We start from the raw sequence: 21,447 nt of genomic DNA, 5'->3' as shown, positions 1-21,447 counted from the left end.
GGCAGACTTCGGGAGACCCATCGTCAGCACAGAAATGGTGGAACCCGGGAACTGGTCCTTCAAACGAAGGGCTTGCTCCAAGGCGTTCAGGTCTTCGGGGTTGAAGACCGCGGGCAATGCGGCACGATTGATGGTTCCCTGTTCCGTCATGGCATCGGGGCCCACGTTTCGTGTATCAGGTACTTGCTTAGCAAGCACAACGATTTTAAGACTCATATTTATTTTTCAATTCAATTGTGATTGTTCAACAGAAATCTTGCTAAAGTGGCAAAATTCACATAAGAAAAATACGATTTTTTTGATTTCGAAAATGTAAAACCTCCCATTTTAATCGCAAAAACCTTCTCAATAGGCTCCATTTAGACGCATACTCCAGCGCCTATACTTTCTCATTTTTTGAAAAAGTGTTCAAGAAGGTGCAAAACGCAATCCAAGACAATTCTCTTTTCGAATCCCAAAATACCCCATCCTATGCGTCACACAATGGTCAAAGCCAGGAAGATTTGTTAAGATGAATCGGTTGCTTACATAGAAAAAGGCTTCCAAAAAAAATACCGAAAAGAAAAAAGCCTCCGCAAAAACGAAGACAAAAAAACTAAAAATAAAAAGTAAACTTACTTGAGTTGCACGCGGAGAGTGTTGGCGAGACTGGAACCGCGAACGATATAGATACCACGGGCGAATCCGGCTTGTTTGAGCGTTTCGGTGAGCGCGAACTGGATCCAGTCCATATTCACGTAGCTACCGGTGAACTGAATTCGCAGCACGTGATTACCTTTTTCGATTAAAGGCGTTTCTCCATCTACGAATTCGTAAGTATTCCAGTCTGCGGCACCGCAATCGTATCGGTAATCGCCTTGCCGTCAAGGAACAGGCGAAAGCTTCCCCCCTCAAGTCCATTAGCCACATTGGCGCGAAACACGTACTTACTTTCAAGAATCACATTCACAGAGTATTCCGAAAAATCCACACCCAAAAGTACCCTTTTGGCATCCAAAAAAGAACCTCCTTAAAGGAGATTCTATTGACAAGTTGTCAATAGGGAGCCTCCCCTATTTGCTGCCCGGCTGAAAAGCTATAAATCGTCCATTTCCAAGAAGTCCCATAGCTTGATGTGCCTGACGGTACAAGTGAAATAGTCGATGTCGGCAAACGCACCCATTTCTTGCTTTCCTGAATAGACGCTCAGAGAATATCCCCTATACAGGAGTTCATTGTAAACAACATTCTCCAGATGGTGCGTCAAGTCGAAAAAGCCGTCGTAGGCGCGAATGGAGTTAAACAAATCTGCGAAAGAGCGACCGACTTGCCGCACCTGCGGATGCCGGTGATGATTTTGATGAAACGTGAGGGAAGCCTCCCCTCACGTCGAATCGCAGGTGGAAGGAATAAGCCTACTCTTCCAAGTACGTATAGCCATAAAGTCCCGAACGGTAAATGTTCAAGAATTCCTTGCCTTCCTGCAAAGTAATCTTGCCTTCCTTCACGGAACTCGAAACCCAGTTTTCCATGGTGCGCACGAGAGCCTTATCGCTAAAGTTCACGTAGTCGAGAACATCTTCCACGGATTCGCCGTCAATCATCTGATCGATACGGTAGCCGTTTCCGTCGCAGACCACATGCACAGCATTCGTATCGCCAAAAAGGTTGTGCAAGTCACCGAGGATTTCCTGGTAAGCACCGACGAGGTAAACCGCCAAATAATACGGTTCACCAGCCTTTAACGGATGCACCGGAAGCGTTCTCACGACGCCTTCCCCGCTCACGAACATGTCAATTTTACCGTCGGAGTCGCAGGTGATATCCTGAAGCGTCGCATCCACCGTCGGAGCTTCGTTCAAGCGCTGGATCGGCATGATCGGGAAGATCTGGTCAATCGCCCAGCTGTCCGGAAGGCTCTGGAAGAGCGAAAAGTTGCAAAAGTACTTGCGGGCAAGCAAACGCGGAAGTTCCGAAAGTTCAGCCGGGGAATGGCGCAGTTCCGTCGAAAGTTCGCAAACCTTGCGCGCAACGCTCCAGAACAAGCGTTCCGAAAGGGCGCGCGTCTGCAGGTCGACCGTTCCCACGCGAAATCCGGAAAGAACATCATCGTTAATCTGCATGGCATCGTGCCAGTTTTCAAGCAGGTTCTTTACGTTCAAGCACTTGAGAATGCTGTAAAGATCCTTGATGCAATCGGCTGCATCTTCCGGGATTTCAATTTCCGCTTCTTCATAGAATGCAGGGCCTGCCGCTTCGAGAACGTTAAACACGAGTACGGAATGATGCGCAGAAAGGGCGCGGCCCGTTTCAGCAATCACGTTCGGATGCGGAAGATTAAACTTTTCGCAAGTTTCATAAATCGAATACACAATGTCATTTGCGTATTCCTGGATAGAATAGTTCACAGAACCGGTTGCGGCACTGCGGCTACCGTCATAGTCCACGCCCAGACCGCCTCCGACGTCCACAAATTCGACGCCCATGCCGAGCTGCTTCAGTTGTGCGTAAAATTCGGAGATTTCACGAAGGCCCGCCTTGATCTTGCGAATGTTCGTAATCTGGCTGCCGAGATGGCAGTGGATGAGCTTCACGCAGTCGCACATCTTTTCCTTGCGAATGATTTCCATGGCGCAAAGAAGGTCCGAACTCGAAAGGCCGAACTTGCTGTGGTATCCACCGGATTCTTCCCACTTGCCCTGACCGCTCGAAGCGAGCTTAATGCGAAGACCGATGTTCGGCTTGACTCCGATGCGACGAGAAATTTCGATGATCATCGGAAGTTCGTTCATCTTTTCGACGACGACAAACACATTCTTCCCCATCTTCTGAGCGAGGAGGGCGAGTTCAATAAAGTCTTCGTCCTTGTAACCGTTGCAGATGATGAGCGAATTCGGATTGTCCATGTTGGCAAGGACAGCGTGAAGTTCCGGCTTGGAACCGGCTTCGAGTCCGATGTTAAACTTTTTTCCGTGGCGAACGACTTCTTCCAAAACCGCGCGCTGTTGGTTCACCTTGATCGGGAACACGTCGTAAAAAGAACCGTGATAACCGTATTCCTGAATCGACTTGTTGAAGCACTCATTGATTTTTTCAATGCGCATATCGAGGATGTCCGGGAAGCGGACAAGCACCGGAGCCGGCATGTCTCGAAGATCGAGTTCCTGCACCAACTTATAAAGATCAATTGCCGGACCTTTGTCGCGAAGCGGGCTCACCGTTGCGTGGCCTTCTTCGTTAATGTCGAAGTAATTGATGCCCCACCCGCGGATGTTGTAAAGATCGCGGGAATCGTCGATACGCCAATTTTTCATTTCGTCTGAGTACCTCTTTAGGTTGTGAAATTTCCAAAAACGATAGAAATTTTCACTCTCCGATTTAAGGGCTCCGAATTCTTTTTCTATCTTCCAAAACAGTTTTTACATAGATGAGGCTATATGTCCCAAGTTGCTGAATTTTTTGCCAATTACTGGTGGCTCATCCTGATTATCTTCGTCGTGGTCGCGATTGTCGCCGTGATCCGTGCCGTGCGTCGCGTCATAAAAGAAGGTGGTGGAGCCTTTGATTTGAACACCATCAAGAAAAACACCGCTCCGAACCTGGAATTTGTGCGCCAGAAAGGTCAGGCCATGATGAAGGACGCAGACGTCATCTGCGAAATCAAGAATGGCCGCGTGATACCGAAGAAGCAAGACATCATGACCTTCCGTACCGCCTACAAGGCAAAGTACAAGGCTGCTTCCTTCTACATCGCCAAGGAAGACAAGGTCGTCTACTTCTTCTGCAAATCAGAAGCGGGTCTGCAGCGCCGTCTCCAGAACCTTCTCTTCGACAGACAGGCAAAGAACAGCCACTGGCCGTATGCGGACAAGGCGACTGCCGAACATCTCCGCTTCCCGCGTGCTTAATTCCGCTTTTCACTCGCTTCCTCTTTACGAAAGCGCAGAAGCCATCCGCGCCGAAATCGCCAAGGGTCAAAACATTCTTTTGACCGCCCCGACCGGTTCCGGTAAATCGACTCTTGTCCCATGGCTGCTCGCTTCCGAAAAGAACGGCACAGCCAAAGTCGCGGTCCTTGAACCGAGACGTCTTGCCGCTACAAGCCTTTCCGGCTACCTGGCAAAACTTTCCGGCGCACCGGAAGGTTCTACCATCGGCTACAAGATCCGGTTTGAAAGCGCCGTCAGCGATAAGACGCAGATCCTTTTTACCACCTACGGGAATTTTCTCCAGTCCGAGCTGCACAAGCCCGAACATTTTGACTGGATTGTCTTCGATGAATTCCACGAGCGCCGTGCCGAAATGGACCTTTTACTCGCCTACTTTTTGGCGATGCAACAGTCCGCAAAAGACAGAGCGTTCGTGCCGAAGATCGCTGTTCTTTCGGCAGAGCTGAACCGCGAAGAACTCGAAAATATATTACAGGTCCCCTGCTTAAAGGTCGGACGTCCGGGATTCCCCGTGCAGATTTTGAACCAGGACTCCCCCGCAGGCACTCCCCTTGCAAAGAACGTGGAAAAGGCACTGCGCACTTTGGAACGAAACGGTGTCTGGGGAACGACCCTCGTCTTTTTACCGGGTAAGGGCGAAATTTCAACCGTACACCGTCACCTGGACGAAGTCTACGGTTACGGCAAGCTTTCGATTTACGAGCTCTACGGAGGGCAAGATAAATCTGTCGAACGAGAAATTTTTGCAAGTACCGATGCACCGCGCGTAATCCTTTCAACAAACATCGCCGAAACAAGCTTAACGATTCCGAGCGTCACAGGCGTAATCGATTCGGGCCTTGAACGCACCACGGAATTCAATGCGCTGCAGAACAAAAATCTGTTAAAACTCAGCCGCATCAGTTTGCAGAATGCGGTACAGCGCACCGGTCGTGCAGGCCGTACACAAAAAGGCGTTTGCATTCGACTGTGGAGCAGCCGCGAAGAGACTTTCTTTCCCAAGGGAATCGTTCCCGAAGTGCAAAAGAGCGATCTGCGTCCGATTCTTCTGGAACGTGCCGCTCTTGCAAAGATCGCCCGTGTGCAACCCACCGACCTGCACCTGCCCACCGAACCGGACGCAAAGTTCTCTGCAAAGGCTTTGAAAGAGCTTGCCGCAAACGGTTTTGTTTTCGCCGATGGGAACATTACAGCACTCGGCGAAAAAGCCTTGGACGTTCCGCTGAATGATCTTGCCTTGGCAAAGGCTTACCTCGAAGCCTCCCGGATTTCAAACCAAACGCTCGCTCTTTTTTCCATTCTCGACAGCGAAGAGTCTTCGGGCAAGGATCGTGTTCCGCAGAATGCGCTAGAGCTTGCCGAAGACCTTTTGCACAAGGGAAATCGGACCGCCCGAGAAACGCGCCTCACCTTCAAACGCCTTGCAGACCACGCCAAAGAAAAAGACGCAGCCCGTTTCACCCAAAACGATTCCGATTCGACCATCCAAGCCCTTTTGAAAGCTTTTCCCCAGGCGCTCGCCATTCAAAGCGGAAGCGCTTACAAGACGCCGACGGACACGTTCCCGATAGCGCCGGCAAGCGTCCAAGAAGCGAATGCGATTCTCGTCTTTCATTTACTGCGCACCAGTTCTGCGCAAAAGTCAGAAATGCATGCAAGCCTTTATGTGCCAGTGCCTGACAAGTTCCTTCAAAACGACAATGCCGAAGTTCATTACGAACTGCTTTGGCGCTCGGGCCAAGAACGTTACATCGGTCTTGAAATTCGCACGTCCAACGGCGCTGAAATTTCCCGCAAAGAAATTCAGCCGCAAGAAGCTTCCCCGCAGATTTTAAAAAAGCTCCAAGCGCTAACCGGTAGCACCTGGATGGAACGTCACAAGCGCGAAGATCTTTCTCACCTTTGGATGGACGATGCGAACAAGATCCTTCTTTGCAAAATGAAGCTCGCCGCGGCGAACTTCCCCGAATATTCCCTTCCCGAATGGTCCGGAGACGATATGGACATTGTCGTCGAAGATTTTATGGACGGTGTCTTTTTAATGCGCGATCTGACCGCAGAACGTTTCCGCAAAAAGATGAAGGAATACTTCGGCGAAAACATGATCGGTTGGATGGAAAAAATGTTCCCGGATACGCTTGTGCTGCCCAACGGGAAAAAGGCGCGGTACCATTACGAGGAAGACGCTCCCGTGGAAATCTCTGCCCGCATCGAAGACTTGATGCAGATGCGTGGAGAACATACGATTGCGCAGGGAAAAATCAAAGTCCGCTACGACATTCTAGCCCCGAACTTCCGCACGGCGCAAAAGACGTGGGATTTAACGGGCTTCTGGAAGAACACTTACCCCGAGATACGAAAAGAGCTTCGGGGAAGGTACCCGAAGCATCCCTGGCCAGAAACGGTTATTCCTCAATAACAGGAGTCCATTTCTTTGGGGCGGCGTATTCGAGATCTTCAATCACGTTGTCAAATTCGAATCCGCCTTCCGAAAGAGTCGTGATTTGTCCGTATTCCGTCGGGCATTTCACAGAAGTAACCGCCTGGCAAGTATCCACGGTCATCACCAGATAGTCGCCGTAAACGCTCCAATTGCCCTTACGACGAATTTTGAGCGTGTTGTCCGTGACACCGGTCTTGCCTTCAATCAGATATCGATTATCTTCTTGCAAGTCTAAAGTCCAGAGCAGCGTATCGTTGCTTTTCGATTCCCAGCCGTTTGCCTTCAAAAGTTCGACATCCGGATAAGAAACCTTCATCGTCGATGCCTTATAAGATTTTAGCGCAAGTCCATCGTCGAAATCATAAGTATCGCCATCGACCTTTGCCGTATAAGCGGTCAAGACGCTCACGGTTCCCGTGTGTTCCACCGGTTTCATCAAAAGAACCTGACGATGCACATCATAATAGCCCGCTTCAAAAGAATTCTTTTCGTCATCCAATCTGAGGCGCACATATTCGCCGTTCTTAAAGAAGCGGTAGACCGAAGAAGAATCTCCGTTGCTCCATTCGAGCTGCTTTCCGACGAGAGAATCCGCCTTGGAAAGATAGCCCGAAGTCACCTTGCGCGTTGCCTTTTGCACAGCCACAGGTTTGTCGCCGTCGATCGAAACCATCAAAACGCCGTCTTCCACAGAGAACTCAAGCGTAATGCCGTCTTCCAGCCATTCAATAAAGGCTTCCGCCTGCGCAACGCCCTTGGAATAAACGAATCCGTCCGCCTGCTTGCTGAATTCAAGTTTTCCCGTGGTAATATCACCCTTGGTCAAAGCATTGGCGTAAGAAGTCGACGAGGATGCAGTATCAATTGCCCACAAAGAATAAAGCCCCGTGGAACCGGCGACAAGCCAAATGTTCGCATCGCCCTTTTTCGTCAAAAGCATGTTCGGAGTTTCTTTCACAAGAGAATCGATTTCCGCCGCTTTTTCATTTTCTACCGAAGAAGATGATGTTCCGGTCGAAGACGAAGAATCCGATTCGCGGTTCGGACTGCTTGAACTATCGCTACCGCAAGCCGTGAAAAGGAGCGTTGCCGACGTCAAAGCGACCGAAGAAAATTTCTTCAAATTCATAAAAACCTCTTTGTTATTTCCTTAAACTATTCTTTTCTTTTTGGAATTGCTCAAAAAATAATGTTTAAAAAGGAGTCCCTGGCTTATAACCGAGATCCTTTTCCGCATCTGCAATTTCCGGTGATGCATTATACCAAAATCCTGCAAGTGCTTGCTTTGCCGAAACGCTTCCCGGGATGAAAATCTGTTTTAAAGTGGCTAAAATATGGCATATCCACAGCGGAATGTTGTGAATTTTTTTATGCATGCCTGCACGTTCAAGCGAAATTCGAGCCATTTCCGCCATCGAAAGCACTTTGGAGCCACCCAAGGCGTAAATCTTTCCAAGCGCCTTCGGAGAAGTCGCCGCCATTACAATCCCCGATACCAGATCTTCCGTTGGAACAGGGCGTTTTAAGCACTTTCCTCCGCCCGGCAAAAAGACGATCGGGGTCTTTTTCAAATACTTCACAAAGAGCATGTATTCCGCACCGCCGGTTTCTTCCACGACCAAAGTAGGCCGTACAATCGTGTACGGAATTCCAAAATTCTTTACCAAAGTCTCGCACTGCAATTTGCTCAAACCGTAATCCGTCAGCACGGGATATGTCACCGAAATGCTCGAAACCAGCAAAAAACGCTTGACCCCAGCCGACTTACTTGCGAGCAGAACGTTCTTTGTTCCCTGATAATTGATGCGTTCAAATGCAGAACGGTCCTTCGCAAGAATCACCGCTGCCAAGTGGCAAACCGTATGCACACCCTGGAACGCATACGAAAGCGTTTTCGGGTCCGTCACATCGGCGTAAAAAATTTCCACTTCTTTCGGAAGGCGCTTCACTTCGCCCTGCCCCGGAAGCGTGAGCACACGAACGGAAAGTCCCATCGAAAGGAACTTTTGGCAAAGCCTTGACCCGACAACGCCTGCGCCTCCAGTAATCAAGACATCAACCATAAAAGCCTCTCAAACGGCGAAGTGCAACGCGCAGCACACGGAAACCGTAAGGGATCACGCGCAAATTGGAAACTTCCCCCGCATAGCGCGTTTCAATGGGGATTTCCAAAAGTTTTTCCTTTTGCGCATCTGCGGTCGCTAAAATTTCAAGATCGATATCGAACGAACCGCTGAACTTTTTCAAGTTGAGTTTTTTTAAGTAAGAGGTTCGGTAAGCGATCAAGCCGCTGTGACGATCCGAGAGCTTGTTCATAAAAACGCAATTTTCAATAAAGGTCAAAAGCTTTCCGCCGAGATACTTGTAAAGCGGCATGCGTCCTTCCCGAGGGCCACCTTGCAAAGCATGCCGCGATCCCTGGCAAATGACCGCGTCCGATCCTTCGAGCGTTTCGATCATCGGTAGAATGGACTTTGCGGGATATTGACCGTCTCCGTGTAAGCAAACGGCAAATTTTACGTTCAAAAGTCCGGCTAGTTCCTTGGCGCGCAAAAGGCCCGTTTTGATGACCGCGCCATAACCTGAGTTCTTCGCAAAGCTTTCAACGCGAACGCTCGTTCGAATTTCTTCATCGGCAAACTTTTTGGCGACGGCAAGAGTCTTATCGGCGCTCCCATCGTTCACAATCAAAAGCTCCGCCGTGCGCAGCAAAACGGAAGACGGAATGGATTTTAACAAATCCAGAAGTTCCCGCTCCACATTGTAAGCCGGAATGAACAGGAACAGGTCTCGGGTCATGAACGTTTACACTCCGAAGTATAATGCGCATGGAACCAACGAAGCGATTCTTCCAAAGCTTCTTCTAAAGGAATTTTAGCTTCAAAGCCGAGCAAGCATTTGGACTTTTTAACCGAAGGAATGCGGCGCAGGGAATCTTCATAACCTTCACCGTAATAAGCTTCGCCCGAAAGTTCTTTGAACGGCGACAGCTTTTCTTCTGGTACAGAAAGAATGCGAGCATAAATGCGGCGCATCAAAACGGCAAGCTCGCGAATCGAAAGTTCATTCTTTGCATTGCCCACGTTGAACGCTTCGCCGTAAGCCTTTTCCCGATTTTCAAAAAGACAGAACATAAAGTCCACCGCGTCATGGATCGATGTAAAGGAGCGTCTCGCTTCCCCACCGTTCACAAGAACCATCGGCTCGTTTTGCACCAAGGCACTCGAAAAATTCGCAAGGACCCGCGGAATGCCATCGCCATCCACGCCCGGCATAAAGTCCATCCAAGGACCGATAAAATTGAAAGGTCGCACCACCGAATACTTCAGGTTCGGAATCGCAGCGATGTAGCGTTCGGAAAGTTGCTTGGCTACCGCATAAGACCAACGCGAAGCCTTGACCGAACCTTGGATAAAATCCGAAGCATCTTCGTCCAGGACTTCTGTCGCCAAAGTGGTTTTACCGTAAACTTCCGACGTCGAAAAATAAACAAGCCAGGAGCCCGTTTTAGCACAGGCATCGGCAAGGGCCGCGGGATGCGAAAAATTACTTTCGATGACCGCGAGCGATTCACTCATGTAACGGCTCGGGGTGCAAATCGCCGCAAGGTTCACCACGATTTCACACTGGGAAACCATTTGGATTATCTGCGGTTCGGCAATATCTGCCAATAGGAATTCCACCCGGGAATCCTTCTGCGACCGCAAATTTTGAAGCCGGTGAAAATCCAAGTCTACAGCGAGGATTTTCCACGGAGTCCGTTCCAAAAGAGCCCGGAGCAGGTGAGAGCCGACAAAGCCTCCTGCTCCGACAAGAGCGATCGTACAGTCCAATTTACTTCGCTTTCACTGTGAAAGTGTTGGAATTGGCGCGGATCTTCCCTGCGAGATAAGCCTCCACGTGGATAAACGCTTCCGTCGAAGGCGTGAGTTCTTCCTTTAGGAGAGCCTTGACTTCGGTGCATTCCGTGCCATCCGGAGCTTCGTCACCGATAGAATTAGCAAAAAGTTGCGTGCCTTGATCATCCGCATTTGCCTTATAAAGAACTTTGAAACCGTTCGCATTCGCATAGTTTGCAACAAAGACGATTGTAATGGAATCACCGATCTTGTATTCTTCATCTCCCGCCGGGAGCAAAATCTTGACGCCTTTTTCAGAAAGGGTGCAATCCTCTGAATTGTAAGAAGCGGAGGACGAAGAAGAATCTTCATCGGAAGCGCTCGAACTAGAGCTGCAACCCACCATCCAGGCGCCAGCTAAAAGAGCGAGAGAAAGAGTAAATCGTTTTTTCATAATAATCTCCTATGTCCAATTTTAGAGGAAGCTAGCCTTGATGCCAACTGCCAAAGTCCATTCTTCGAGGAACGCGCCAAAGTCCGGCAAGTCCCACTTGCGCATCGCACTTTCGTCGTATTCATCATCCGCATCTGCGCCATTCGACTTGTCGTGCAGCGGAAGCGAGAACGCGAGAAAAATCGGATAGTCCGCACGAGAAAATTCAAGACCGTAAACGAATGCGAAAGACCAAGCCTTATGATCCGGGTCTGGGCGCGGATCGTACGTGCCCACCTTTTCGGACGGAATCCAGGCAACGCCCAGAGGCGCCGAGAAGGTTATTCCAAAGGAATGTACAAAGTTTTCCTGACCGCGGTAAGCGTAAGCAAGGCTTGCAGAAACACTCGGCGGCGTATATCCGCCCAAGTCATTTTCACCATACCACTTAAAGTGATATTCAAAGCGGTCGTCGCCATCGGTATCGTAATCCTTAAAGTACGAATCGTTGAATTCGTTTTCACCGCTAAAGCTCACGTTAAACGGATGCGTATACGTCAAAGAATAAAGCCACATGCCGTTTTCCGTATCACGCGTGTAATTCCAGCCGAGAGCTAAAGAATAAACGCCCGAGCCCTTCTGGAAGCTCGACGGGAGGAATTCCTGCGAAGCGTCCGTACCGCGCTTGATATCATACTGGCCCGTTGGAATCGTGAGCGCAAGAGAAATGTTCGCAGCACCGCCGCCGCCGACAATTTGTGAAACATCAAACGAGATATCGCCAAAGCCGCCCGTTGTACGGTCTACCGGAGCCTGGTTTGTGCGGTACTGCACTTCACCGCTATGCGTCATAAACGGAAGTGTCACCCCGACCGAAGTCGACCACGTCGGCTTAAAAGAGAATCGCGGCGTAAAGGTGAATCCGGAATAATTTTCCCCGACCGAAGCCTTGGCAAAGATTTCCGTTTCGACAAGGCCACCATTCACACCCTGACCGATCCATTTGATGCCATCCGAAGCACCGCCACCGCTACCGCCAGCACCGCAACCGCCAATGGATTCCCATGGCGTCGCCGGAGATTCCGGAACGAGCATCGAAAGCGAAAAACCGCAAAGAGCGGCAAGAGCGAGTGTCCAATATTTTTTCATCTTGCCATCTCCTTAAGGAATATAAAGCATGTAACCGTTATTCGTTCCCGTCGAAACAAAATGCCCACTCGGAGAACGTCCCCCGATCAGCGGAACCGGCGCGATTTCACGCACATCTCCGTTCCATTCCACCGCCACATCGCTCGGAGCGCCTGCGGTCACCGTGACTTCACGCATCGCAGTTCTGCCAAGCGTTCCAGTCCAAGTGCTTTCATCGGTTAAGTCGCTCTTATTCAAATACGCATTTCCTGCAGCAAATTCCGTCCAAACAACAAAAAGACGGGAACCGAGCTTCCACCAATGCGGGAACACAGGATTCGAAATCATGCCGTCAAGTTTTTTAATTTCCACCGGCGAAGAGGTCGAAGAAAGTTCCTGCACGTAAGAGCTCCAGGAATACGAAGATTCTAAGACATCATAAACGATGAACTTTCCATCCGGAGAAATCATCGGACCGTCGAGCAAGCCTTCTACACTCGGAGCCTTGAGCGTCACCGGCTTTTCACTCTTCGCATAATCCACATACACAAGTTTGCCCGATGTATTCATGTACACGAGTTTGACTTCATTTGTACCGAAGAATTCTGCACGTTCGTCATCTTCGCCGACTTCATCCTGTTCTTCGCCAATCCAAAGGTGCGGATTCGCGGATTCATCCATCCCGCTGTCTGCAAGGAAGAACGTCTTCTTGTCGGAAAGTCTCACCACCAAAAGTCCGTAGTTCAATTCGTCGCAACCCTTAGAACCTTCTACATTCGAAGCGGCAAGCGTAATGATAAAGTTGCCATGAGTCGTCCATTCCGGATCCTGGAATTCACAGTCCACGCCTTCGACTTCATCTCTTGTCAAATACCAGAGGACCTTGCCTGCGGTATCGGAAATGGTCAAACGGTCATGCGTTTTCGCCCCGGTCGTCGAATAGCCATCCGGAGCGTCTTCCACGTTCAATGTTCCCGAAAAGTTGAGCCAAAGCATCGAAGCCGGATAGTTGTCTTCATCCTGCGTCACGGAAGGATTGCAAATTTGCTTTCCTCCGTTGATTTCATACAGCGTACCGAAATCCGAAGTCGCTGTTTGATTTTGATTGGTTGAAGCCTTATACTGCTCCGGACTGTAACAGCCTGCAAAACAAGCCAAAGAAAGCGCTGTAAAGAACTTTTTCATCCGCAGCTCCTTTTTTTAGAGGGAATCCGGTAATGGCATCGATTCTTGCTGAGCTTCTGCCTGAATTTCCTTAACGGTAGAATCCTGAGAAGCGATCGCCTTTTTGATCGAAACCAACTGAGAAAGAGGAGGAGGGGTAACGTTTGTCTTTGAAGAGACTGCGTTTTCCCAACGTTCCGGGAAGCGGACTGGACGGTCCGAAACAAGAAGCGTATCCACGCCGAGCAAATCCCATTTTGCATTCAAAATGGCTGCCCATTCGCGGAGCCAGTTCTTGCGAGCTTCCCGTTCAAAAATCCAGGTCTTTGCATTGTAACGCCAATCGTGCAAATCCACCGTGATGAATGCGGGATGTCCACCGGAAAGCGTATTGAAGAGGAACGCTGCACGGCGTGTTGCCGGAGCGGCCGTAAGCAATAAGACCGTATCCTTCGGAGCGCGACGTTTGAACCAAGGAATGACCGAGACCGCTTCTTCGATCGTACTCGGATCGTCGTGGCGGTAGATGTAAATGCGACTCGGATCGACTCCGCCGACTTCTTCCATGTCTTCGGCATAAAAGTCCGCATTGTTCTTATCGCGGAACACACGGCGTCCAAGAATCAACACGGAATCCGCCTTGCCTTCGCGCACAAGCTTTGCCGCGTAATCCGAGCGTTCCAAATCTCCGCTCTGCCCATCCAGGACAACGACCCAGTTCACATGTTCAAAGGAGTCATCCCGTACAAGCCAGTGGCCGCTGTAAGAGACCAAAACATAAAAGAGAAGAATGCACAAAACGACAGCAACAACGATTCGAGTCCGCGTCACGATCTTCGCTCGGCGCTTCTCTTTTCGGATATCGGAAATCGGCTTAAAAATTCGGCTCATAAAAATCTCGCATTAAAGAGGACGAGTCATCAAGACCGCATTTTCCCCGTCAGAGTAATAACCTCCGCGTTCCCCGTTCTTTTCAAAGCCCAGGTTGCGATAGAATGCGATAGCAGATTCATTATGCTCACGGACTTCGAGGTAAAAGTTCCGAGCACCCGCATCCGCAAGAGCTTCTTCGCCTTCCGCAAAGATTTCCGTAGCCACGCCTTTGCGAAGGAATTCAGGCGCAGTCGAAATAGCAAGCAGTTCCGCTTCATCGGCAGCCAAAGAGAAGACTGCGTAACCCGCAAGCTTCCAGTTCCCAGCCGAATCCGGAGCTTCTGCCACAAACGCAAACGTGTACGTTTTCAACAAGAATTTCTGGAGAGTCTTTTCATCCCAGTTTTCAAAGTGCGTCGCATTTTGAATTTCGAGCACAGCTGGAATGTCACGATCTTCCATTTCACGGACTGTCATTGCAAGTTCAGACATTAGCGAATAACCCCCTCTGCACCACGGCGTTCGTAATAAGACGGCTGAATGTAGTTCGCACTCTGCACAATGTTCGGTTCCACTTCCGCAAAGAACTTGCAAAACGGAGCGATTTCATTTCCCTCCGAAACGATTAGCTGTGCGTTCGTTTTTTGAACCAAAGCCTTCAATCGTTCTTCTTCCGCGGAACGATGGTCCACGACAAAAGATGCAATCTTCAAATCTTCAAACTTTTGAAGCGCTTCTTCGACCGGAATAAAGAGTTCTTCCGTCTGCGTTCCCACGTAGAAGAAGCCCGTACGCGCATACAGCACAACGACGGAATTTTCATCTGCGCAAAGAGAGCGCAGCGCCTTCAGAGTCGAAATCCCGTACAAGGAGCGCTTTCCCGAAAAGCAAAGTCCTTCGCAGAAGGCTATGCCCGTGCGAAGTCCCGTAAAGGATCCCGGACCGAGCGTCACGAGAACGCGTTTTACGTCGTCAAGAGCCACCTTCGCCTGTTCCAAGGCCGCATCGAGAATCCGTCCCAGGTTTTCACCGCGGGATTCCGGTTCAAAATGTTCACATACAGGCTTCCCCGCGGCGTAGATGCCAAGAGCAATCCCTTTGCGCGATGTATCAAGAATGAGATCGAGTTCCATTTTAACGCTCAATCTTGAGGCTTGTGTCGATGATCAGATCAATCAGATGAGTGTAGTCAATGCCGACAGCTGCGGCTTCTGCCGGAAGGATCGAAGTCGGCGTCATGCCCGGAAGCGTATTCGTTTCGAGAGCCCAGAGCTTGCCGTCTGCGTCAATGCGAACGTCCGTGCGGCTGTAGCCAGCGCCACCGATTGCGAGATGAGCCTTCTTGGAAAGTTGCTGGATGCGCTTAGTGAGTTCTTCCGGGAATTCTGCCGGCGTCACTTCGCGGCATTCACCGTTATACTTCGCTTCGAAGTCAAAATATTCACGGGTGGTCATGCGCATTTCGGTCGGCGGAAGCGGCGTTTCAACGCCTTCGATATAACCGCAGCTCGCTTCTTGACCCTGGATGAACTTTTCGCAAAGGAGACGGTTCGAATTCTTGAAGAGATTGTTCACAATCTGACCGGCTTCGTCCAAATCCTTCGCAATGCCCATGCCGATGCTCGAACCGCCCACCGGATCCTTGATCACAAGCGGGAAGCCCAAAGCGTCTGCCGCATCCACAAGCTTATCGCCCGAGAAATCATCGCGGAAAAGAACTCGGTACGGAGGCGTATCGATGCCAACAGAAAGGTATGCAGCCTTGCAAAGAACCTTGTCCATGGCGAGAGCACTAGCGAGAAGGCCGCAACCCGTGTACGGAATGCCCCAGTTTTCGAGAAGAGCCTGAACGTGGCCGTCTTCGCCCCACTTGCCGTGCAAAGCGAGGAAGGCGATGTCTGCACTCGGAAGTTCCGAAAGAGCCGGATTCTTTTCCTGTCTTGCACTCGGACCTTCCAAGCTGTAGAAATAATTCTCGCTAAAGTTATCCTTCTGATACGGAGAAAGTTCTCGAGAAGACCAAATCCAGGTTCCGTCCTTTTGAATCAAAACCGGATGAATGTTGTACTTAGTACGATCCATCGCGCGGATAACGCCGGTACCACTGGTGACAGAAACATCGTGTTCCGTGGAATAACCGCCCATAAAAACCAAAACGCGCAAGCGAGACATGAAAAACCTTCTTGATGTGAGATGTGTTTGAGTAGAAATTTATAAAAAAGAAAAAATGCGAAAAGCTGAGGTATGCTGAAGATGGGAAGTTTTAGCAGGAATTTTCAATTCACCTCTCCCTTAGAATTATTAACTTTCCCCCCAAAAAAGGTTTACCTGTATGACGATTGAAGAAATACTTTCGAAAGCGAGTTCCGTGGCGATTTTTGGACATGTCCGTCCGGACGGTGACTGTATCGGTTCTTGCCTCGGTCTGTACAATTATATCGTAGACAATCTCCCGAATGTCCAGGCGCAGGTTTTTGCCGAAGCTTTCCCGCCGAGTTACAATCTTTTGAGCGGTGCCGACAAAATTTTGCACGAATACGATGGCCGCGATGTAGATCTCGCTTTCCTCATGGATACACCGTCTTTTGAACGCTGCGGTGCAAATGGTGTAGAATGTTTGAAAAAAACAAAATTCACCTGCAACATTGACCATCATATCAGCAATCCGCAGAACCTATGCACAGTCAATTTCGTCGAACCCAGTGCAAGCTCCGCAAGCGAAGTTCTTTACTTCCTGCTGGATTCGAACAAAGTAAGTAAAAACACAGCTAACAGCATGTACCTCGGAATCGTCCACGATACAGGCGCCTTCAAATTCAGCTGTACGAGCAAGCGCACCATGACCGCTGTCGGTGACTTCATCGACAAAGGCTGCGACTTCGCAAAAATCATCAACGACACCTATTACACACGATCTTACAAAGCAACCCTCATCACGGGCCTCGCTATGGAAAAGTGCAAGCTCGGCTTGGACGGCAAAGTGGTTTACTCTTACGTCACCCCAGAAGACATGCAGCGCTTTGACGTCACCCCGATGGATCTGGGTTCCGTCGTCGACACGATCCGCGAAGTCAGCGAAACCGAAGTAGCTCTTTTCATGTATCCGGTCAATGGTCAGTATAAAATCAGCTTGCGCTCGAACTATATCGTAGACGTGAACAAGATCGCAGGGACCTTCGGCGGTGGCGGACACGCAAAAGCCGCAGGCGCAAGCACAAGCGAACATCCAGACGTCGTGATTCCCAAAATTTTGAAGCTGATCGAAGCGGAACTGTAAGGCAATCTTCAATCTTCGAGGAACCTTTACCTTTGACGTAAAACCTCCTTTCCCAGTTTTTGACAATTGTTCATTGTGAATGGATAAATCTCCATTGTGAATTGTTAATTTTCAACAAAACGGAGTTTTACGTGGCAAAGAAGAAAATTTTAGCGATTAACTGGCGAGACATCAAAAATCCGGAAGCGGGTGGCGCAGAACTTTACCATCACGAGATTTTTAAGCGGCTGAATGAACGCGATTACGAAGTCACATTCCTTTCTCACCGCGTCCAAGGTCTCCCGAACGAAGAATTCATCGATGGGGTTCGCACGGTCCGCATCGGCAACAAATTTCTGTTCAACTTCAGCGTGCACAGCTACGTCAAGGAACACTGCAAAGAATACGATCTCGTTGTCGAAAACTTGAACAAGATCCCATTCTTCACGCCGACTTGTCTCAAGGGAACCAAGAGCCTCCACATGGTGATGCACTTTTTCCGCAAGTCCATCTTCCGCGAAACGGTCTTCCCTATCGCCCTGTACGTTTACTTAATGGAACGCGCTGTCGCGCTCTTCTACCGCAACCAGAACTTCCTCGCCATCTCCGAAAGCACCAAAGCAGAAATCGACGATATGGGCATTCGCTACAAGCAAATGTTTGTCGTGGAACCAGGCATCGACACGGAATATTTCCACCCGACCGAAGCCAAAGCAAATCCGCCTGTCATTTCTTACGTCGGCCGCTTGATGAAGTACAAAAACGCACAATTCGTCATCTCGGCCATGCCGCGCCTGAATGAACTCGTGCCGGGCATTCAGTTGCAGATCGCCGGCAGCGGAGACTTCCGTCCGGAACTCGAACAGATGGTGGAACAACTCGGCGTCAAAGACTCCGTACAATTCCTCGGTCGCGTTTCCGAAGACGAAAAACGCAACCTTTTAAGCCGTTCTTCGCTCTTCATCAATCCGTCTTTTAAGGAAGGCTGGGGCATCAATAACATCGAAGCAAACCTCTGCGGCACCATTTCCCTTTCGAATAACGTCGCGGGCCTCAAGGATTCCGTCATCGACGGTGTCACTGGGCTTCTGTACGAAAACGATGACGTGGAAGGTTTCTGCCAAAAGGCTGCCTCCGTTCTGCACGACAAGGAACGTTTGGCTAAGCTCGAAGCGAATGCAAAAGAACGCGCCCTCGGCATGAGCTGGGACGCGATGACGGACAAAATGCAGAAGGCTGTCGAAGCCTGTCTGAATTCCTAACGTTTTGCATTAAGCGTTGCGGAAAGCGGAGAACATTTTTCGAATGGTCTCCCGAATGTCCGTGCCACGAAAGAACTTTTGCACACGGGAATTATCCGCGCAAAGGTACGGAATATCGACAGGGCGCATTTTTTCCGGATCCTGCACGACTTCGACCTGGACCTTTGCAAGGTCGATAATCATCTGCAGAAGTTCTCGCATGGAATGCGCCTTTCCCGATCCCACGTTGTAAACCGTGTAATCGTTTTCCGTTTCAAGAAGCATGCGGTAAACGTGCACCACATCTTCCACGTCCGAAAAATCGCGGAACGCGCTCAGGTTTCCAACGTAAATTTTTCCAGGCTTACCGCTCCGATCCATATCCGCGACCTGTTTGCAGAAGCTCGGCAGGGCAAAACTCAACAGCTGTCCCACGCCCGTGTGATTGAATGAGCGAGTGCAAACGATCTGCATTCCGAACTTTTTGCGGTAAAGGTTCGCAAAGTTTTCCTGTGCGACCTTCGTAATGCCGTAAGGATTGCTCGCTTCGAGCGCATCCGTTTCTTTTAACGGAGAATCCTTGGGAGCGTATTCTTCCGCACTGCCGATCAAAAGCGTTTTCGCCTTCGGGGCAAATTTCTGAATGGAATCGAGCAAGTGGAGCGAGCCCTTGATATTCACGTCCACGGTCATCAACGGATCTTTCCAGCTTTGACCGACAGAACTCACCGCGGCGAGATTCACCACGTAATCAGGGGCGGCGTCTCGTACTGTCTTTTCGACCTGTTCCAAATTCAGCAGGTTGAATTCCGGGAAATTCGCCTGGACCACGCTGTGCCCAGCACTTTCAAGTTCGCGGACAAGATATCCGCCCACAAATCCCGTAGCGCCGACGACTAAAGTCCGCGGCATTAAATCTTTCCTTCAGCAAGAAGCTTCATGTCGCTTTCGACCATACGCTTCACCAAGTCCGCATAAGAGATCTTCGGTTCCCAGCCGAGAACCTTCTTCGCTTTCGACGCATCCCCGATCAACAGGTCGACTTCTGCCGGGCGGAAGAACTTCGGATTCACTTTCACAAGCACTCGGTCCGTTCCCTGGAGCGTCGCATATTCCTTTTCACCTTCGCCGTGGAATTCCAGTTCCATGCCCGCAGCACGGAATGCAAGCGTCACAAAATCACGCACTGTATGCGTTTCACCCGACGCAACCACATAATCGTCAGCCACGTCTTGCTGCAACATGAGCCACATCGCGCGGACGTAATCCGCCGAGTGTCCCCAGTCACGGCTCGCGTTCAAGTTTCCGAGTTCCACACATTCCTGCAATCCCGCCTTGATCTTCGCCACGGAAATCGTAATCTTGCGCGTCACGAATTCTGCACCGCGACGTTCGGATTCATGGTTAAAAAGAATGCCGGAGCAGGCGAACATGCCATAACTTTCGCGGTAATTCTTGATAATCCAATGGCCGTAAAGCTTTGAAACGCCATACGGGCTTCGCGGATAGAACGGAGTCGTTTCGTTCTGCGGAACCGCCTGAACCTTGCCGAACATTTCGCTTGTGCTCGCCTGATAGACGCGGGTTTCGGGCTTTACAAGACGCACGGCTTCAAGGAGCTTCGTTACACCGATCGCGTTGATGTCGGCAGTCGAAAGCGGGGTTTCCCAAGAAGTCGTCACAAAGGACTGCGCCGCGAGATTGTAAATTTCATCCGGCTTTGCAATTTCCATGGCGCGAAGAAGCGATGCGGAATCCGTCATATCGCCGAAAATGAATTCGACTTTGCCCTTCAAGTGTTCCGCATTGTTAAAATCCAGCTTGCTCTTGCGGCGAACAAGGCCGTAGACCTTGTAACCTTTTTCCAAAAGCAGTTCGGCCAAGTAAGAGCCGTCCTGGCCCGTAATTCCTGTAATCAGTGCGTTTTTCATAGCCATAAAATACAAACTTCAACACCTTAGAACTTGATCGGGTACAGCAAATAGAACTTCACGTCCGGATAAACCTGAATGGTCGGAGCCGGAAGCTTGAAGTAATTGATCCAACGGACGAGATTACGCGCCCAACGTTTATGTGGTTGAAAAATCGCTTCAAAGTCGTAATCCAAAGCAATGTAAACTTCATATTTGCCCTTTTTATGCTGGAAAACGCCTTCATCAATACTTAAGCCCGCTGCAATCGCAAGCCACGACGGATAATACTTACGAGCGCCGTTCGGGAGCAACTTATGAACCTTCAACGAAAACCAAAATGTTTCATTACAATAGTCATCGGTAAAGACTCCCGTATCGCTCTGGCGGTAATAAGCCTTGGAATTAACCCAATAGCTCCATTTGAGATCAAAATACTGGAAAACCGGCACATAACGTTTTGCCATCGGATAAAGACCGCCGAGCGTTCCCGAAAGCACGTCAAAAATGCTAAAACCCCATTCTGGAGAATAACCATCCTTCACGTCAATTGCCACATGGGTAAGCATCGCCGAAACCGCGGCGGCTGCGTACGACTGAAACTCCGTAAGGCCTGACCAGTAATACCCCTGGTAAAAAATTTCCGCAATCGCAACGCCCGCTGCAAAATGCCCAAGCTTGTCTAAATTTTTCGCGTACTCAAAATCATTTTCAAAATGGAACTGCGAACCTTCTTCGTCCCACCAACCCTTCGCAAAGACAAGCCCATAAGCCGCACCGTAACTCGCCGCTGTCAACGCCACCATGCCACCGAACTTGAGCGGAGAAAAAACCTGCAAGGAATCCATCCCCGGATCTTCTTCACGGTACGAAAAATTCACATCTCGCCAGTGGACCGTATCCGCCGAAACTTGCGCTCCTGACACAGCCGTAGAATCCACGCTTTCTGCAAAAGCGGCCCCGCAGCTGAACAGAATCAAAAAAATGGAAAGCATTTTTTTCATGCATCAACGATAGAAATTTCTGATTGCGATGCCCATCGCTTTTTCACCTTGTGCAGCATTGCCACGCCTATTTTCTACATTCGTGTTGTCACATAAAAAACTGCGGTATGAGAGTTACGAAATACTAGAGGGAGTCGCCTTTCCAAAAATGGACTTGCACTTGTATGCATCCGGAAAAGACGGGTATATTTTTATGCCCACCGATGCAAAGCGTGTTAATTTGTACA

General features: G+C 49.8%; 22 protein-coding genes and 1 pseudogene. 4 read left to right on the top strand and 19 right to left on the bottom strand.

Annotated elements, in window-relative coordinates; genetic code table 11:
• The 5 genes and pseudogenes from MR847_RS05500 to speA all read right to left on the bottom strand — a co-directional run.
• Positions 1–216: pseudogene (locus tag MR847_RS05500) on the bottom strand (electron transfer flavoprotein beta subunit/FixA family protein); the annotation flags it as partial.
• Positions 217–614: 398 nt separating this feature from the next.
• On the bottom strand, positions 615–767 hold the full coding sequence (locus MR847_RS05495; protein WP_287723162.1) for a hypothetical protein: 153 nt from the start codon (positions 765–767) through the stop codon (positions 615–617).
• A 35-nt stretch (positions 768–802) separates the two neighbouring features.
• Complete coding sequence (locus MR847_RS05490) at positions 803–970, bottom strand: carbohydrate-binding protein (RefSeq protein ID WP_287723161.1); 168 nt, start codon at positions 968–970, stop codon at positions 803–805.
• Between the two features lie 105 nt (positions 971–1,075).
• The gene (locus MR847_RS05485; protein ID WP_287723160.1) at positions 1,076–1,285 is read right to left on the bottom strand and encodes a hypothetical protein; all 210 of its coding nucleotides are present in this window, start codon (positions 1,283–1,285) and stop codon (positions 1,076–1,078) included.
• Positions 1,286–1,394: 109 nt separating this feature from the next.
• Entirely contained in the window at positions 1,395–3,293 is a 1,899-nt protein-coding gene (speA, locus tag MR847_RS05480; protein WP_106520250.1) for a biosynthetic arginine decarboxylase, read from the bottom strand.
• 123 nt (positions 3,294–3,416) lie between these two features.
• Here speA and MR847_RS05475 point away from each other — a divergent pair, with 123 nt between their 5' ends.
• On the top strand, positions 3,417–3,887 hold the full coding sequence (locus MR847_RS05475) for a hypothetical protein (RefSeq protein ID WP_100426298.1): 471 nt from the start codon (positions 3,417–3,419) through the stop codon (positions 3,885–3,887).
• Positions 3,880–6,348, top strand: a complete 2,469-nt coding sequence (locus MR847_RS05470) for an ATP-dependent helicase C-terminal domain-containing protein (protein WP_287723159.1) — start codon at positions 3,880–3,882, stop codon at positions 6,346–6,348. The genes MR847_RS05475 and MR847_RS05470 overlap by 8 nt, the downstream gene beginning before the upstream one ends.
• On the opposite strand, the gene MR847_RS05465 is transcribed toward MR847_RS05470, so the two are convergent.
• The 11 genes from MR847_RS05465 to MR847_RS05415 all read right to left on the bottom strand — a co-directional run bounded on the left by MR847_RS05465 (position 6,335) and on the right by MR847_RS05415 (position 15,981).
• On the bottom strand, positions 6,335–7,501 hold the full coding sequence (locus MR847_RS05465; RefSeq protein WP_287723158.1) for a hypothetical protein: 1,167 nt from the start codon (positions 7,499–7,501) through the stop codon (positions 6,335–6,337). The two genes, MR847_RS05470 and MR847_RS05465, sit on opposite strands and share 14 nt — an antisense overlap.
• A 64-nt stretch (positions 7,502–7,565) precedes the next feature.
• The gene (locus tag MR847_RS05460) at positions 7,566–8,435 is read right to left on the bottom strand and encodes an NAD-dependent epimerase/dehydratase family protein (protein ID WP_100426295.1); all 870 of its coding nucleotides are present in this window, start codon (positions 8,433–8,435) and stop codon (positions 7,566–7,568) included.
• Positions 8,428–9,171, bottom strand: a complete 744-nt coding sequence (locus MR847_RS05455; protein ID WP_287723157.1) for a glycosyltransferase family 2 protein — start codon at positions 9,169–9,171, stop codon at positions 8,428–8,430. Before MR847_RS05455 ends, MR847_RS05460 begins: the two co-directional genes overlap by 8 nt.
• Positions 9,168–10,205, bottom strand: coding sequence for an NAD-dependent epimerase/dehydratase family protein (locus tag MR847_RS05450; protein WP_287723156.1), 1,038 nt, complete (start codon positions 10,203–10,205; stop codon positions 9,168–9,170). Before MR847_RS05450 ends, MR847_RS05455 begins: the two co-directional genes overlap by 4 nt.
• 1 nt (position 10,206) lies before the next feature.
• Positions 10,207–10,665, bottom strand: coding sequence for a hypothetical protein (locus MR847_RS05445; RefSeq protein WP_287723155.1), 459 nt, complete (start codon positions 10,663–10,665; stop codon positions 10,207–10,209).
• Positions 10,666–10,686: 21 nt separating this feature from the next.
• Positions 10,687–11,793: a hypothetical protein gene (locus MR847_RS05440; protein WP_100426291.1), complete on the bottom strand. Its 1,107-nt coding sequence runs from the start codon at positions 11,791–11,793 to the stop codon at positions 10,687–10,689.
• 12 nt (positions 11,794–11,805) lie between these two features.
• Complete coding sequence (locus MR847_RS05435; protein WP_287723154.1) at positions 11,806–12,957, bottom strand: hypothetical protein; 1,152 nt, start codon at positions 12,955–12,957, stop codon at positions 11,806–11,808.
• 15 nt (positions 12,958–12,972) lie between these two features.
• The gene (locus MR847_RS05430; RefSeq protein ID WP_100426289.1) at positions 12,973–13,827 is read right to left on the bottom strand and encodes an ElyC/SanA/YdcF family protein; all 855 of its coding nucleotides are present in this window, start codon (positions 13,825–13,827) and stop codon (positions 12,973–12,975) included.
• Between the two features lie 12 nt (positions 13,828–13,839).
• On the bottom strand, positions 13,840–14,301 hold the full coding sequence (locus tag MR847_RS05425) for a GNAT family N-acetyltransferase (protein WP_106520242.1): 462 nt from the start codon (positions 14,299–14,301) through the stop codon (positions 13,840–13,842).
• Positions 14,301–14,942 (bottom strand): tRNA (adenosine(37)-N6)-threonylcarbamoyltransferase complex dimerization subunit type 1 TsaB, encoded by a 642-nt coding sequence (tsaB, locus tag MR847_RS05420; RefSeq protein WP_100426287.1) that lies wholly within the window; start codon positions 14,940–14,942, stop codon positions 14,301–14,303. The genes MR847_RS05425 and tsaB overlap by 1 nt, the downstream gene beginning before the upstream one ends.
• A gap of 1 nt (position 14,943) precedes the next feature.
• A complete protein-coding gene (locus MR847_RS05415) occupies positions 14,944–15,981 on the bottom strand; it encodes a D-alanine--D-alanine ligase family protein (protein WP_100426286.1) in 1,038 nt (345 codons plus the stop codon).
• Between the two features lie 160 nt (positions 15,982–16,141).
• Between MR847_RS05415 and MR847_RS05410 the strand changes: the two genes are divergently transcribed.
• Both MR847_RS05410 and MR847_RS05405 read left to right on the top strand, forming a co-directional pair.
• Positions 16,142–17,086, top strand: a complete 945-nt coding sequence (locus MR847_RS05410) for a DHH family phosphoesterase (protein WP_287723153.1) — start codon at positions 16,142–16,144, stop codon at positions 17,084–17,086.
• A 131-nt stretch (positions 17,087–17,217) separates the two neighbouring features.
• Complete coding sequence (locus MR847_RS05405) at positions 17,218–18,327, top strand: glycosyltransferase family 4 protein (protein ID WP_287723152.1); 1,110 nt, start codon at positions 17,218–17,220, stop codon at positions 18,325–18,327.
• Positions 18,328–18,336: 9 nt separating this feature from the next.
• Here MR847_RS05405 and MR847_RS05400 read toward each other — a convergent pair whose 3' ends face one another.
• From MR847_RS05400 to MR847_RS05390, 3 genes are read right to left on the bottom strand one after another with little or no spacing between them, the layout of a single operon-like run.
• Complete coding sequence (locus MR847_RS05400; protein ID WP_287723151.1) at positions 18,337–19,218, bottom strand: GDP-mannose 4,6-dehydratase; 882 nt, start codon at positions 19,216–19,218, stop codon at positions 18,337–18,339.
• A complete protein-coding gene (gene gmd / locus MR847_RS05395) occupies positions 19,218–20,237 on the bottom strand; it encodes a GDP-mannose 4,6-dehydratase (RefSeq protein WP_100426855.1) in 1,020 nt (339 codons plus the stop codon). The genes MR847_RS05400 and gmd overlap by 1 nt, the downstream gene beginning before the upstream one ends.
• A gap of 26 nt (positions 20,238–20,263) precedes the next feature.
• Positions 20,264–21,211, bottom strand: coding sequence for a YfiM family lipoprotein (locus tag MR847_RS05390; RefSeq protein WP_287723150.1), 948 nt, complete (start codon positions 21,209–21,211; stop codon positions 20,264–20,266).
• Between the last annotated feature and the right edge of the window lie 236 nt (positions 21,212–21,447).

This window comes from Hallerella sp., from assembly GCF_022776125.1.
Taxonomy (GTDB): domain Bacteria; phylum Fibrobacterota; class Fibrobacteria; order Fibrobacterales; family Fibrobacteraceae; genus Hallerella; species Hallerella succinigenes.
The sequence above is the reverse complement of the archived record's forward strand: the minus strand, read 5'-3'. Positions and strand labels throughout refer to the sequence as shown.

Bases quoted from the DNA above. Each gene is read 5' to 3' on its own strand.
- speA (WP_106520250.1), bottom strand. From the start codon at position 3,293: ATGAAAAATTGGCGTATCGACGATTCCCGCGATCTTTACAACATCCGC.
- MR847_RS05475 (WP_100426298.1), top strand. From the start codon at position 3,417: ATGTCCCAAGTTGCTGAATTTTTTGCCAATTACTGGTGGCTCATCCTG.
- MR847_RS05465 (WP_287723158.1), bottom strand. From the start codon at position 7,501: ATGAATTTGAAGAAATTTTCTTCGGTCGCTTTGACGTCGGCAACGCTC.
- MR847_RS05460 (WP_100426295.1), bottom strand. From the start codon at position 8,435: ATGGTTGATGTCTTGATTACTGGAGGCGCAGGCGTTGTCGGGTCAAGG.
- MR847_RS05455 (WP_287723157.1), bottom strand. From the start codon at position 9,171: ATGACCCGAGACCTGTTCCTGTTCATTCCGGCTTACAATGTGGAGCGG.
- MR847_RS05445 (WP_287723155.1), bottom strand. From the start codon at position 10,665: ATGAAAAAACGATTTACTCTTTCTCTCGCTCTTTTAGCTGGCGCCTGG.
- MR847_RS05440 (WP_100426291.1), bottom strand. From the start codon at position 11,793: ATGAAAAAATATTGGACACTCGCTCTTGCCGCTCTTTGCGGTTTTTCG.
- MR847_RS05435 (WP_287723154.1), bottom strand. From the start codon at position 12,957: ATGAAAAAGTTCTTTACAGCGCTTTCTTTGGCTTGTTTTGCAGGCTGT.
- MR847_RS05430 (WP_100426289.1), bottom strand. From the start codon at position 13,827: ATGAGCCGAATTTTTAAGCCGATTTCCGATATCCGAAAAGAGAAGCGC.
- MR847_RS05425 (WP_106520242.1), bottom strand. From the start codon at position 14,301: ATGTCTGAACTTGCAATGACAGTCCGTGAAATGGAAGATCGTGACATT.
- tsaB (WP_100426287.1), bottom strand. From the start codon at position 14,942: ATGGAACTCGATCTCATTCTTGATACATCGCGCAAAGGGATTGCTCTT.
- MR847_RS05415 (WP_100426286.1), bottom strand. From the start codon at position 15,981: ATGTCTCGCTTGCGCGTTTTGGTTTTTATGGGCGGTTATTCCACGGAA.
- MR847_RS05410 (WP_287723153.1), top strand. From the start codon at position 16,142: ATGACGATTGAAGAAATACTTTCGAAAGCGAGTTCCGTGGCGATTTTT.
- MR847_RS05400 (WP_287723151.1), bottom strand. From the start codon at position 19,218: ATGCCGCGGACTTTAGTCGTCGGCGCTACGGGATTTGTGGGCGGATAT.
- gmd (WP_100426855.1), bottom strand. From the start codon at position 20,237: ATGAAAAACGCACTGATTACAGGAATTACGGGCCAGGACGGCTCTTAC.
- MR847_RS05390 (WP_287723150.1), bottom strand. From the start codon at position 21,211: ATGCTTTCCATTTTTTTGATTCTGTTCAGCTGCGGGGCCGCTTTTGCA.